We start from the raw sequence: 13,392 nt of genomic DNA on the forward strand, positions 1-13,392 counted from the left end.
AACTAAAGAGAAGAAAAAGGTTCACTATTACTTTCATTTCTGTTATAAAAATTCTACAATAGAAGACAGAACGTATATTTGGTATAATCAAAATATACTATATGAAATGATGTACATGAGTTTGAAATTCATGTAACGAGGTAAGCACTACATAACAATGACTAATATTTAAAGTTTTCGTACCTATAGAATTCAATTCATGTTATATAAATCAATTGTTAGAAAGGAACAGGTGTAATGAATCAAATTTCATTTGAAGATTTATTTGAAGAAGAAAAAGAAAAGGTGGAGGTAGCTGAGGTATGTAAGGTACCAGCCCCTTTATCACCATTACAAAAAGATATTTTAGAATTAATTGATTCTGAAGAAATAAGTGCGCTTGAGCTATGTGAACGATTAATACGATCTGGTAAAATACCCGATGAAAGATTCACTACGAATAAGCCTAAAGCATATGGACAAGTATGTTTACTATTAGAAGGTTTTGTTACAGAAGGAAAACTTATTTTTATCAAAGATGATGAGAAAAGAGATAGGGTATATAAATTGAAAGAAGAAGTTTGAGATGTATAGTGGGAGATGAATGATTGGTTTCCTTTAACTTGTAGCTCCGTTAGTCTAGTAATGTCCACTAAAAAGGTGTCAATCTCTCCTAGATTGACACCTTCATACTTTTAACATCTTACATACTTACGCTTAAAACCAAGTCTTCCTCTATCAAGTTCTTTCTGAATACTCTCTGTAGCATTTAACAAACTGCTTTTTTTATTATCACGTTTGACTTCAACTATACCAACTTCTTTTGCAATCTCGACTGCTTTTTCATGTAGTGGTACATATGAGATTGCCACAGTGTTTAGGAAATTATTCATAGCGGATTTTGTTCGTTCTGGAGAATGATGAATTGTATCTTTCACCATTTCAAGCATATCGGAAATTTTACTTTCGGAAAATTCATTGTCTTTGCGGTTTCCTAAAAGCCAACAGTAGCAACTCCAGCCTGCAGACATTTTAAGCTCGTCCCCACTTGCAATCCATTTATCAGCAACATCTTGTGCGATATTTGACTCTGATAAAGTTACTGCCACCACATAATCGGATAGCATATAAAAATATGCCCCGTCTATCCAGCGATCAAAATCAGACTCACTCATAGCTTTTGGATCGGCAATAATACCTGCAAAGTACATAGCATCGTAGTTACCTGTGGCATAAAGCTCTTCAGCTAACTCTTGATTTAATTTTATTTTTTTAGCGATTGGTTTCATAGCACCTGTAGCAACTCCGAATACTGGCTCATGCGCACCGTTAGATATGTATATTTTTTTCGTTCGTTCCTTACCTAGAGATTCAAGTTCTTGCATAACTGTTTTAAAATCCATAGTTGTGCAACTTCCTTTCTTCATGTGAAAGCCTTTTTAAGCCTTTCGTATTTCATATGTTAATACTAATTGTATTCAAGGGGTATGTCTACTTTCTAAAAGTATCGAAACCGGTTAGTAATTTTGAAGCTTTTGATTTTGTGACTGCTACAAGCTATCTATAGTTAGAAGCAAAGTATAGTAGAATAAAAAATACATTTGTATAGTTTTTCCAATGAATATTTGGTATGATGGTGAATGGGAAAAATATACAAGCAGTTAGTGGTTCATAAAAGGGGGATTGAATTGAAAAGAACGCCTGAATTTGTATTAGGTTTAATTGGTGGCATTTTGGGAATTATTATTTCTATAATATTAATAGTTGTAGCGTTTAATATTATGGAAGGTGTTGATTACGAACTTTTAGCTTATTACTCTATTATTTTAACGGTTCAAATAGGGTTGTTCATTTTATCGTGTTTAGTAAACAAGGTTAATAATAAAGTTTATGGAGTTTGTATGATTGTGATTCCTATAGTTATGTTATTTATGTCATTATTCTTTTTACTTATTCCGACAATTTTACAAATTATATCTGGTTCATTTGCATTTAGAACATTAAAGTTAGAATCGAATGTAAGCTAAATATAATTATTAACGTCTGAATATTCGGTTTTTTAAACGTTTTCGTTTGCAGTTCAAATTAACATAAAGCACAAAGTTGTATGCTTTAGGAGGAGAAATAAATGATTATTTGGTCTGGTTGGGGTTTTTTAGTCGCAATTATTGTAATTATTAATACTCTTTTGGGTAAGGCTATCTTTGGATCTATAACGGGGGACGCTACATATTTTCAAGACCATAGTTGGCCAATGGCGGTAATGTTTATTATATCAGGGGTTATGTCTTGGTATTTAGGTAAATATATTAATAAGCCAGATGGTAAAGTTTATATAGATGCCGAAACTGGTGAAAAAGTTATGTTTAACAAAAAACACTCGCTATTTTTTATAAAAATGGAATATTGGGGACCAATTTTAGGAGTTATTGCAGTTGTAACTTTAATTACAAGATAAAAAAAGAGGATGGGTATAGTAAGAGTAATCTATTCAAGTAGAAGGAGAAATCAGTCATGAATGCAAAGAAACTACTAGGGGTAGCAGTTCCGGTCATGTTGTTATTTGGTTGTGGAGTTTCTGAGAAAACGAACACTTCTAAACAGGAGAAAACGGAAGAGTCTAAAGTAAAAGAATCGAAGTCTAATAGTAAGAAAGAAAAAGTTTCAAAGGAAGACTATCCTAATAAAGTGTATAAATTAGGGGTAGAGTTTGATAAGTTGTTTGCGGAGCATAACAATATTACAAGAGAGGTTTTTGACGGTAAGAAAAAGAAATCAGATATAGTAGATAGTGTGAAAGAATTAAATAAAGTGTTAGATAAATTTGAGTCGATAGATCCCCCTGCAGAGTATGTAAATCAACAAAAGGATTTTGAAAAAGCAATTGGTTATTTTAGAGAGTCTTTTTCTTTAATAAATGAAGTATTCACCCGAAAAGAAAAAAGAGAAAAAGGCGATAAGACTGATAAAGAGTTAATGGAGAAATCCGAAAAGTTAGTGAAAGAAGGAGATATTTACTGGCTTAAGGCATTCAAAGATCTTGAAGGGGATATTAAAATCGGTGACGGTACAGTATCTGTGAAAGATTTGAAAGAGTTAGATAAGAAAGCTGGAATTAATACGGATAACGTTATGAAGAATGTGAAAGATGGTACGGAATTAATCGGTAATTGGGGATTCAAAGGAACAGACGGTTTCATTATGTCACTTATTCTAAAAGGTGATAAGACATTTGAAACGTATGGTAAAGGTGAGTATCCAAATAAAAAGAATTATATTGAAGGCACTTGGGAATATGATAAGGAAGCTTTTACAATCTATTTACATCTCAATAAACGTTTAGTAGACGGTGTAGAAGATACAATTCAAAAAAAGAAAATAGCATATAAAGTTCAAGATTATGATGGGGAAAACTTGCAATTATTTAATGAGACGTCATTTCATACAATTAAGTATGTGAAGCAAAGTTAAAGTTATGTAGGACTAGGTTTAAATGGCCTAGTCCTTCATTAAAGAGTGGGTATGTAAAGAATATGTTATCTTTCGTTCTGTTTACTTAATATCATGTTATTCTTTAATAGAGTAATAAATGGAGTTTTGCATTAAATATATGAGGTTGGTTACAAATGATAAAGAAATTTACTAGATTAGTATTAATAGTGGTTATCCCAATCAGTCTTATTACAGGTTGTGGGACTGCTGAAAAAACTGAAGCACAAAAGCCGAAAGCGGTACAAACGGAGAAAAAGGACTATATGGATTACTCATATGGTAGCAAAGGTATATTAGTAAGTGGCAAAGCGAAAGAACGGCAACAATACGAGATTGGATATATGGATGATAATAAATTAATTGGGATTGATGAAAATATTGAAGACTGCATTATTTTAGATAATAAAGATGAAGCAGGTCTCATTTGGAAACAAATAGAGCGAGGATCTATTATTGAAGTGCAATACGGTAAGGATCGCAATGATATCGTAGGCGTGCAATTCGTAGGAGATCGTGAGTCATATGAAATTAGTGATAAGTTTGATCGGAATACGATAAATGAGATTGTTGAAAACGTTAAAGGGAATTTGTAATAGATGTATTTCGATAGTATAGGATCTCTTATTATGAAATTGTATGCCAGTTATTTGTCTAAGTTTAAATTGATTATTTTGACGGTATTTGTAATTAGTTGTAAAATAATGTTTGTTGATGAATTTTATAAAAAGTATGTTAGATGAAATTCATCTGTAGGGATGACATATAAATATTTTCTTAATGGGTATAAAATATGATAATTTAAATATATGAATAAAAAGAAAATGCATTAAAAGTACATAGTAGATTCATATTTTAAAAAATTAATGTGACAATAAAGGGAGGTTGAGATACATACACGGCGGGAATGTGTATGTATCTATTATAATAATGAATAAGACAATCAAACAACAAGTAATCGCACTATCAACAAGTCTAGTGATTTTAGGGAGCGTACCTTTATCAGCATCAGCAGAAGAGATCAACAAATCTCAAACTGATCAACTTAATATTGCCCAAGGAGAACACGGAACGAGCGGATTAAATTATTCTAATTTCAAGTTGGAAGTTCCTGATCATGTACAAATTAACGAAGCAGAAGTATCTGAAAATGAAAAAATGCTTTTAGAAGAATATAAGCATAAACATGATGAAACAGAAGAATTAAACAAAATGCAGGATGCTAAGAAGGGACAAGTAGCAGAAAAGGAAGCTATTTCAAACATTGAAAAGGCATTTGAATCTGTAGATGGTCGAAATGATGGATCTGATCGTCAAATGAAACCTGTTGCAAAGCCAAGAGGTATTCAATATAGTGCACAGAGTACGAAGAAATATGGAACACTTGCAGGAGTTCCATTTGTGGAGTGGATTGTTCCAGCAGGAAATCCTGATATTCGTCCTGCGAATCCGATGAAAGCACGTTACATTACAATCCATGAGACCGCAAATACAGCCGCTGGTGCTAATGCTGAAAATCATGCGAAATATTTATACAAGCAAGCAACTGAAGGCACTTTCCGAACAGCTTCATGGCATTTTACTGTAGATGATAAACAAATTTATCAACACTTACCAACAAACGAAAATGGTTGGCATGCAGGAGATGGAGATGGTTCAGGAAACAGGGAGTCTATCGGTATCGAGATTGCGGTTAACCAAGACGGTGATTACAATAAAGCGTTAGAAAATGCAAAACGACTTGCAGGTTATTTAATGAACAAAGAAGGAATTGGTGCAGATCATATATACAAGCATCAACAATGGAGTGGGAAAAAATGTCCTGACATTTTAATTTCACGAGGTAATTGGGCTGGTTTCGTACAAGGAATTCAGTGGTATGCAAATATAAATGCGCAGATTGATACGCCTTTACAAGATAAAAATGACTCATTTAATCCAAATGAAAATAATCCAGCTGAACCTAGCATGGAACTAGTGGTAAATGGTAGTGGCATCAATGTACGTAGTGATGCGGGCATTGAACATCGTGTTGTACGTAAAGCTTCAAACGGAGATCGTTACAAAGTATTAGCGGTTAAAAATGGTTGGTATAAAGTAGGTAATGGAGAATGGATTTTCTATGACCCAAGTTGGATTAAAATTAACTACAATGTACCAAAGGAAGAAGTACAAAAGCCTAAGGAAGAAGTACAAAAAACAAAAGATGATATTACAGGTGGATGGTTTGAAGGGCATATTCGTAAATTAAACAGTCTAGGTATTATGCAAGGCGAAGGCAATGGTGTATTTGCTCCATATCGAAATGTAACGAGAGCGGAGTTTGCGAAATTAATCTCGAATGCTCTTAAACTACCAGAGGGAAATAAGTCATTTGTAGATATTAATGAGGCACATCCATCACTTCATGACGGTATTAAACGTTGTGCAAGTGCAGGAATTATTAATGGTCGTGGTGAAGGGATTTTTGATCCTAACGCACCAATTACTCGTGAAGAAGTATCTATTATGATTGACAAAGCATTACGATATAAAGGAATTACAGGTGAGTTAGTAGCATTACCATTTACAGATAAGCATTTAATAACATACAAAGAATCGGTTCAACGATTATACAGTTTAAAGGTAGTTAATGGTATTGGAAATAATGAGTTTGATCCTCGAGGCACAGCAACTCGTGGTCAGGCGGCTGCCTTTATTGTGAAGATGTTAGATTCAATGCAAAAATAAAATGAAACTTTAATCAGTGAGGGCCACTCGCATTGCAATCAAGCAGTTTATTCACCAAATTTTGAAATGAGAGTTTTACTGCCCGCAAATAGCAGAAGAAATTGTATGTAGAAGCTGACATTGGTAGAAGTAAAAAATAAGAAGAATTTGAAAGGAGCTATCCAAAATAATAATTTGGAATAGCTCCTATTTAGTAGGAAGAACAATTGTATTTGATAGATTGTAATGTAGAATGCCCTTCCAAGCCCCTCATAAGCCCCTACCAAGTAATAAATCACTAAGAAAAAACAAAAGCAAAAACAAAAACAACTACAAGAACAAAACAAGCGCGAAAAAATGAAACCGGCGTTGTAGTAGTAAAAAAATTGTAATTCGAATGCCAAAACCATTCCCGCATTCCTATCTTTATAATGAAGGATTAAAATTTTCCTATTTACTAGCAAAGAGTGGAGGGAAACATATGGCGGTATACCGTAATGTGCAGGTGAACTTTTGGCAAGATGAATTCATATTAGATTTAACGCCAGAGGAGCGTTATTTTTACATATATTTGTTAACTGGTACGAAAACGAAGCAATGTGCTATCTACATATTACCGAAGCGTGTGGCAGAGCTTGAAACAGGTTATAGTATGGAGACTGTTGAGAAGTTGCTAAACAGGTTTGTTGAGTATGGAAAGATTCTATATGATACGGAAACGAAAGAGGTATTCATAATAAATTGGTTACACTATAACCCTATTTCAAATACGAATGTGGAGAAGTGCGTATTACGTGAGTTAAAGACTATAAAAAGTAATGAGTTCATACATATATTTTTACGTAAATGCCTTGAAAAAGAATACAAGATTCCATTAGTACTGCAGCATTTTGGTATGCCAAAAGAAGAGGATAATAGTAGTTCACAAGTAGTTATTGAAGAGAAAGAAGAAGCGGAAGAGGTGGAAACCATAGAAGAGGACGTTCCAAATAGTGAAGTTTATAAGTTTTATGAACAAAATATTAGTAGTTTATCCCCATATATTGTGAAGGAATTGAAGAATTGGATACAAAGACTTTCTGGAGAGAAAGTGTTAGAGGCACTTAAAATTGCGTTTGAAAATAATAAGAAAACGTTAGCTTATGTGAAGGGGATTTTGAGGAATTGGTGTAAGAAAGGACGAGTAGATTTTAGTGAAGGAATGCATAGGAGAGAAGTATTTGGTTCGTATGATCCATAGTTTGGATAAGGATTTTTTCTAGTCTAAAAGGTTCTTTTACTATAGAAGCGAATAGTGTGAGAAAGGGGTGGTTATATGGAAGTCGTTATAAAGAAGAAACGAAAAAGGGGAAAAAGAATTTTTATTTGGGCTAGTAGTATCGTTCTTTTGTTAGTTATTTCCGCTGCGATTTTTTTGAACATATATACGCTGAAATCTATGCCAAAGATAGATGGAACGATAAAGCTAGAGGATTTACAACAGGCTGTTACGGTGAAGCGTGATAGTAAAGGTGTACCGCATATTAGATCGGAAACTGCACATGATTTATATTTTTCACAAGGATATGTGCAAGCGCAAGATCGTTTGTTTCAAATGGACTTAAGTAGAAGACAAGCGTCTGGTATGTTAAGTGAAGTTGTTGGGGAAGCAGCTGTTGACCGAGATAAATTGTTTCGAACACTCGGTTTACGGCGAGCGGCCGAAGCTTCAGTTAGTCAATATAATGGAGAAGCGAAAGATGCCCTGCAGTCATTTGCTGATGGGGTGAACGCTTTTATACGTGAGGCGAAAAAGGAAAAGAAATTACCAGTTGAGTTTACTATATTAGGTTATGAACCTGCTGAGTGGTCAATTGTTGATACTTTAACGATTGGGAAGTATATGGCGTTTGACTTAGGAGGACATTGGCACGGACAGGCATTTCGATATTGGGCGCTGAAAAATCTTCCGAAAGAGCAAGCGAATGAGCTATTTCCTGCATATCCGAAAGATGCTCCTAGATTGCTAGCTGAACTGAAAAATACAAATGTGGACGTAGCACAAAGTTTTTCAAAAACGATAATTCCGCCGGAGTTTAACGGTAGTAATAACTGGGTTGTGAGCGGTGAGAAGAGTGCGTCAGGTAAGCCAATTTTAGCAGATGATCCTCATTTATCTCTTGCGACGCCTTCTATTTGGTATCAAACGAGACTTGAAATGAAAGGTTTAAATGTGAGTGGCGTTATTTTCGCTGGAGTACCAGGTGTTATATTAGGACACAATGACAAAATAGCGTGGGGTGTTACGAATACAGGGCCTGATGTGCAAGATTTATATATTGAGAAGAGAAATCCTAATAATGAAAATGAATTTCTGTATAACGATAAATGGGAGAAAGCTACCGTTGTAGACGAGTCTATTAAAGTAAAAGGCGGGAAGACAATTCCTTATAACGTTACGATTACGAGGCATGGACCAGTAATTTCAGAGTTTGCGGATAAGGGGAAGGAGAAAACGAAAACAGTATTCTCTTTAAAGTGGACAGCTTTAGAACCGTCAGCTGAGTTAAAAGCTGTATTAAATATGAACAAAGCAAAAGACTGGAATGAGTTTGAAACCGCTCTTCAAGATTTTCATACACCAACCCAAAACTTTGTGTTTGCATCAAACGACGGCACAATTGCTTATAAAGCGAATGGAAATATACCAGTGCGTAAAAAAGGTGATGGTAGCTTACCTGTTCCAGGATGGACAGATGAATATGAATGGGAAGGGTATATCCCGTTTGATCAACTTCCAAAAGTAATTAATCCAAAACAAGGGTTTATTTCAACTGCGAATAATAAAATTGTTGATGATGATTATCCGTATCATATTAGCAATACGTGGGCGCAGCCATATAGGCAAATGCGTATTCAAGAATTTTTGCAAGAGAAGGAAAAGTATACGGTGAAAGATTTAGAAGAGTTACAGATGGATCAAAAGAATTTATATGGGAAAGAGTTTACTCCTATATTTTTAAAAGAGTTAAATAAAGCATCTTTAAATGAGGTAGAGAAAGAAGGCGTAGACCAATTAACAAAGTGGAATTTTTACGATAGTAAAGATGAAGCGGCACCATTAATATTCCATTTGTTAATGAAAGAGATTTCAAATACGTTATTTTCAAAAGAAATACCGAAAGATGTAATGGAGTTATTTGAAGGGAAGTCACAAGTTGTTGATGAATTGATTCGAAAAGAAGTAGCGGGAGAAAATAGCGTTTGGTTTACGAAGTACGGAGGTTTCACAAAAGTTGTGCATACATCGTACGAGAATGTAATGAAGAAATTGCAGAAGGAATATGGACCCGATATTGGAGAGTGGAAGTGGGGCGATTACCATCAACTCGCTTTTACACATCCAATTTCGAAATCATCGAGTATGTTAGCATTACTCGCTTTTAATCGTGAGAAACCAGTTCCGATTGGTGGGAGCCAAGTTACCGTGCAAGCAGCGAGTTACGGCGAAAACGGCATTGTAAATCACGGGGCGTCTTGGAGATTCATTATTGATACGAAAGATATGTCAAACGGTTATCATATCGTAGGGCCAGGACAGTCGGGCCATTTTAGAAGCGATTGGTATCATGATCAAATAGATGATTGGGTAAATGGCACGTATCATACGACTACATTGAATACGGAGGGGATAGAGGGGAAGGTGCTAAATTTAGAACCGAAGTGATAGGGTGTTTTTGTTTGTGGAGGGAACTAGTAATACTCTTTTTGATAATGAAAGCTTATCATTTAGAACATAACCCAGTTCTTAAATAATTTTAACAGCCAGCCTACTATCATTTAATTTGATAGTAGGCTGTTTCCATCTTCGAAATACGCTGTAGCAACTTCTTCAGGATTACGATTATTTCCACATGCTGTAAGTGCTGTAACTAATAAAGTCATTACAACTATTAACATGATCATTCCAGTTTTGAGGGGAATTAGTTAACAAAGACTAGGTATTATTTGCAACAGAACTGTTCCTCTATCCTCCTTGTTTCATCATTTTTCTAGGCCAGCCAACTTGAAAAATGTTTTTTTATCAAACTACAATGAAAATCATTATCAATAATATAGGGAGGATACTTTGGTCAATAAATGAAAAACAATATATTTATAGGTTAATAATCAGATTTTGTTAAGTTGTATGTACTATTTTTAGTTTAGCGTTTCCCAGAATGTACACCAATTAATCTCGCGAATTACAAGAAAACTATTATTGAAATGAGGCGTGTATTGTGAAGTTAGACGTGAATGAGTTAGCAGAGTATCTTGCCAATACTCCTTTCGGAGTAGAAGGAGTATATCGTTATGCTAAAAATCCAGGTGTGCCTTTTGCTGAGTCTACAGATTCTTTCCTAGGATTTGTATTTCCAATTACAGGGAAGACGCAATTTCAATTTAATGGTACGCCGTATACTCTTTCCCCAGGAAAAGTTATACATGGGGGTGCAAAAATGACATTAGCCCATAAAATGCTTGGTGAAATAAACTGGGAATATATTCTTGTTTTATATCGGATAAGCAATTCAGAACGAGAAGACTCTGGATTTACTCATCAGCATTTTGAATTATTAACAGGACAATCTCCTCGTCTTGTCGAATTACTTATGCGTCTTTGGGATGTATATAATCAGCGTGGAGGCATTTCGATGTTTCAGACCGAAATGCTGTTTCGCGAAGCGTTGAATGAAGCTTTATTAAGTGTTTTCAATAGAGAAAGCAATTATGAGTCGCATACTTTATTCGAACGAATATCTAGTTACGTTCGTAAATACTATTATAAAGATATTACAATTCATACACTTACAGAACAAAATAATGTTAATCGAAATCGTCTTTCTTACGTGTTTAGAAAGCATGCAGGTATGGGGGCAGCAGAATATTTATTGAACTATCGTATAAAGATGGCTCAAAAAATGTTATGTACAAGTGATGTGCCTGTACAACAAATTGCGCAGGCTGTTGGAATCGCAGACCCTTTTTATTTTAGTAGAGTTTTCAAGAAGCGAGTTGGCATTTCGCCTACTAAATATCGCGAGAAGTTCATCAATAATCCATACTAATGTCAACAGGGGTCCATTCTTATTTGAAAATCACTGTTCTATACTTATGGAGAGTTAAAGGAAACATTGGATTGAAAGTACTTTCATTGAAATCACTCCTTTGTACTATCTGAATGAAAAGTTCTGGCCGGAGCATTTTCTTTTTAAGCGTAATAACGACTTTTTTACTTATATTACTGTAATATAGTGGAATTTGAAAGTGAGGAGGGATTATTATCCATTACCAACCTATTAAACTAAATGACGAGTTATCTAAAATTAACGATTATTGGTATCCACAAGTGATTGGTGAAATGAATGACGATCAAATTCAGCTTTTTAAAGCTAATGGAGATTTTATATGGCATGAGCATCCTAATACAGATAAGCTATTTATTGTGCTTGAAGGGGAGATGTTCATCGATTTTCGTGATGGACAGGTGAAAATTTCTAAAGGCGAGATGTTTATTGTCCCGAGAGGCGTTGAGCATAAACCTTTCACTGAAAAGGAATCCCATATCATGTTGGTAGAGCCTAAAAGGGAAATGGATTGATAATTGTAAAAAGATAAAAAAGGAGCGGAAATCCGTTCCTTTTTTATTTATCTTACTATTTTTAGGAGCTTAGTATGAGTAAGATGTGAATAAAGGATGAATAGCATTTTTATCAATAAAAATTTATTGGATTTTTTGTGGAATATATATGAAACGTTGTATAAAATAATCAAGAAAGCCAAAAATTATAGGGGGAAAGTTGTGAAGAAAAATAAGAGTTTAATAAGTTTTTTAGGAGTGTTTCTTATGTTGTTTTCTTTTTGTTTTCAAGGAAATGTACAGGCAGATGTAAATACTGTTCAATCTGGAAAAATCAAATCAGGAAACGTAACAGTATGGGAAGTTGGAAATGTAGCGAAAGTATTAGCGGATGTGGAGCGCTTAAATTTAAATACAGTAAATGTACCGATTCAAGTAGATATCCCAAATGTGACTTCTACTAACATGGTAATTAATCAAGCGCAAAAGCAACAAGCTATTATTTTAATTCAAGAATTATTAAAGCGTAATATTCAAGTTATAGTGGAACCGTTCCCGTATATTCAGCAGGGGAATGTTGGAGAGACAGAATGGAACCCAAGTAACATTAATGATTTCTTCTGGAATTGGAAGACGGTTATTCTGCAAGATATTTTTAATTCCATTACAAGTAAATACAATGTGTATGGACTAAAGATTGCTTCTAATTTCGTGAATATGGAGTATGCAGAAGGATACTGGAGCGATACAATTGATTTTGTTCGTAATCAGTATAAAGGAAATGTTTTGTATCAAATGAACTGGTGGTTAACAGCAAGCTGGGACCCTTCTTATGAAGCGAAGTTTAAAGAGAAAATCAATCGCCCGTATTTAAAAAAGGTGGATATTGTTAGCATAGACAGTTGGTTTGAAGTTTCAGGAAAAAGAAATCCAACATATGAAGAAGTGAAGCAAAGTTTATTTGCGACAACAGTATTTAATCGTGGGCAAAATGTTGTTCAGCAATTGGAACAATTACATAATGCAACAGGAAAGCCAGTTTACTTCGGTGGATTTAACGTTCCAGCACGTGAACTTGGATTACAAAATCCATGGAATTCAGATGTTTCAAATGTGTTTTCGAAGGATGTGCAATTAAATGGATGGCGTGCTTACCGCGATGTATTAGAACCGAAACCATATTTTAAAGGTTTTTCAATTTGGTTTATTGGCTCTAATGATAGTACACATGCGTATCAAATACATAGTAAAGAAGCAGAGGCAGTTATTAACGGGTGGTACAGAAAATAAATTTTATAAAATAGGTAAGTTTTAAAGTTTACTACATATATTTCTAGTGAAAGGCCTTTCACCATCTTATCACCTAGGGGGCAATCATAATGAAATTTTTGTCTTACCTTACAGTAATTTTGGTGATTCTTGGCGGTTTGAATTGGTTATTTGTAGCGTTAGATTACAATGTAGTTGAGAAATGGTTTGGTTCTATGCCGGCGCTTGTGGACACTATTTATTGGCTCATTGGTCTCTCTGCTATTTATCAAATTTTTGATCGGTTCTTTACGAACGATTAGCTATTATTCTTTCATTATTAGAGTGTTAAGTACGATTATGTACTT

13 protein-coding genes are annotated in these 13,392 nt (G+C 34.5%); 12 read left to right on the forward strand and 1 reads right to left on the reverse strand.

The annotated features are described in order from the left end of the window. Positions 1-237 precede the first annotated feature (237 nt). Complete coding sequence (locus ACTFN4_RS13185; RefSeq protein ID WP_001071909.1) at positions 238-564, forward strand: DUF3895 domain-containing protein; 327 nt, start codon at positions 238-240, stop codon at positions 562-564. A 110-nt stretch (positions 565-674) separates the two neighbouring features. On the opposite strand, the gene ACTFN4_RS13190 is transcribed toward ACTFN4_RS13185, so the two are convergent. After that, complete coding sequence (locus ACTFN4_RS13190; protein ID WP_016111575.1) at positions 675-1,382, reverse strand: DNA alkylation repair protein; 708 nt, start codon at positions 1,380-1,382, stop codon at positions 675-677. Positions 1,383-1,667: 285 nt separating this feature from the next. On the opposite strand from ACTFN4_RS13190, the gene ACTFN4_RS13195 reads away from it, so the two are divergent. The 11 genes from ACTFN4_RS13195 (at position 1,668) to ACTFN4_RS13245 (ending at position 13,347) form a co-directional block, all read left to right on the forward strand. Continuing rightward, positions 1,668-2,006 carry a DUF4064 domain-containing protein gene (locus ACTFN4_RS13195; RefSeq protein WP_000831724.1) on the forward strand — a complete coding sequence of 113 codons (339 nt, stop codon included), beginning with the start codon at positions 1,668-1,670 and terminating at the stop codon, positions 2,004-2,006. A 101-nt stretch (positions 2,007-2,107) separates the two neighbouring features. Continuing rightward, the gene (locus ACTFN4_RS13200; protein ID WP_000587854.1) at positions 2,108-2,437 is read left to right on the forward strand and encodes a hypothetical protein; all 330 of its coding nucleotides are present in this window, start codon (positions 2,108-2,110) and stop codon (positions 2,435-2,437) included. Positions 2,438-2,493: 56 nt separating this feature from the next. After that, entirely contained in the window at positions 2,494-3,450 is a 957-nt protein-coding gene (locus ACTFN4_RS13205) for a DUF3994 domain-containing protein (RefSeq protein WP_000992202.1), read from the forward strand. 155 nt (positions 3,451-3,605) lie between these two features. Beyond that, positions 3,606-4,064 (forward strand): hypothetical protein, encoded by a 459-nt coding sequence (locus ACTFN4_RS13210; RefSeq protein ID WP_000591637.1) that lies wholly within the window; start codon positions 3,606-3,608, stop codon positions 4,062-4,064. A 334-nt stretch (positions 4,065-4,398) separates the two neighbouring features. Beyond that, positions 4,399-6,198, forward strand: coding sequence for an S-layer homology domain-containing protein (locus ACTFN4_RS13215; protein WP_031312946.1), 1,800 nt, complete (start codon positions 4,399-4,401; stop codon positions 6,196-6,198). A gap of 376 nt (positions 6,199-6,574) precedes the next feature. Next, entirely contained in the window at positions 6,575-7,417 is an 843-nt protein-coding gene (locus ACTFN4_RS13220; protein ID WP_439962392.1) for a DnaD domain-containing protein, read from the forward strand. A 75-nt stretch (positions 7,418-7,492) separates the two neighbouring features. Next, on the forward strand, positions 7,493-9,883 hold the full coding sequence (locus ACTFN4_RS13225) for a penicillin acylase family protein (protein WP_221840017.1): 2,391 nt from the start codon (positions 7,493-7,495) through the stop codon (positions 9,881-9,883). A gap of 553 nt (positions 9,884-10,436) precedes the next feature. Next, a complete protein-coding gene (locus ACTFN4_RS13230; protein ID WP_439962394.1) occupies positions 10,437-11,264 on the forward strand; it encodes a helix-turn-helix transcriptional regulator in 828 nt (275 codons plus the stop codon). Between the two features lie 293 nt (positions 11,265-11,557). Further along, positions 11,558-11,797, forward strand: a complete 240-nt coding sequence (locus ACTFN4_RS13235) for a cupin domain-containing protein (RefSeq protein WP_000997182.1) — start codon at positions 11,558-11,560, stop codon at positions 11,795-11,797. 201 nt (positions 11,798-11,998) lie between these two features. Next, positions 11,999-13,066, forward strand: coding sequence for a glycoside hydrolase family 113 (locus ACTFN4_RS13240; protein ID WP_439962396.1), 1,068 nt, complete (start codon positions 11,999-12,001; stop codon positions 13,064-13,066). Between the two features lie 89 nt (positions 13,067-13,155). Next, positions 13,156-13,347: a DUF378 domain-containing protein gene (locus tag ACTFN4_RS13245; protein ID WP_000670804.1), complete on the forward strand. Its 192-nt coding sequence runs from the start codon at positions 13,156-13,158 to the stop codon at positions 13,345-13,347. Positions 13,348-13,392: the final 45 nt, after the last annotated feature.

The organism is Bacillus cereus group sp. MYBK95-2 (genome assembly GCF_051915225.1).
Classification (GTDB): domain Bacteria; phylum Bacillota; class Bacilli; order Bacillales; family Bacillaceae_G; genus Bacillus_A; species Bacillus_A cereus.

Excerpts from the sequence above, each read along its gene's own strand:
- ACTFN4_RS13185 (WP_001071909.1), top strand. The coding sequence starts at position 238 with ATGAATCAAATTTCATTTGAAGATTTATTTGAAGAAGAAAAAGAAAAG.
- ACTFN4_RS13190 (WP_016111575.1), bottom strand. The coding sequence starts at position 1,382 with ATGGATTTTAAAACAGTTATGCAAGAACTTGAATCTCTAGGTAAGGAA.
- ACTFN4_RS13200 (WP_000587854.1), top strand. The coding sequence starts at position 2,108 with ATGATTATTTGGTCTGGTTGGGGTTTTTTAGTCGCAATTATTGTAATT.
- ACTFN4_RS13205 (WP_000992202.1), top strand. The coding sequence starts at position 2,494 with ATGAATGCAAAGAAACTACTAGGGGTAGCAGTTCCGGTCATGTTGTTA.
- ACTFN4_RS13210 (WP_000591637.1), top strand. The coding sequence starts at position 3,606 with ATGATAAAGAAATTTACTAGATTAGTATTAATAGTGGTTATCCCAATC.
- ACTFN4_RS13215 (WP_031312946.1), top strand. The coding sequence starts at position 4,399 with ATGAATAAGACAATCAAACAACAAGTAATCGCACTATCAACAAGTCTA.
- ACTFN4_RS13220 (WP_439962392.1), top strand. The coding sequence starts at position 6,575 with ATGCCAAAACCATTCCCGCATTCCTATCTTTATAATGAAGGATTAAAA.
- ACTFN4_RS13225 (WP_221840017.1), top strand. The coding sequence starts at position 7,493 with ATGGAAGTCGTTATAAAGAAGAAACGAAAAAGGGGAAAAAGAATTTTT.
- ACTFN4_RS13235 (WP_000997182.1), top strand. The coding sequence starts at position 11,558 with ATGAATGACGATCAAATTCAGCTTTTTAAAGCTAATGGAGATTTTATA.
- ACTFN4_RS13245 (WP_000670804.1), top strand. The coding sequence starts at position 13,156 with ATGAAATTTTTGTCTTACCTTACAGTAATTTTGGTGATTCTTGGCGGT.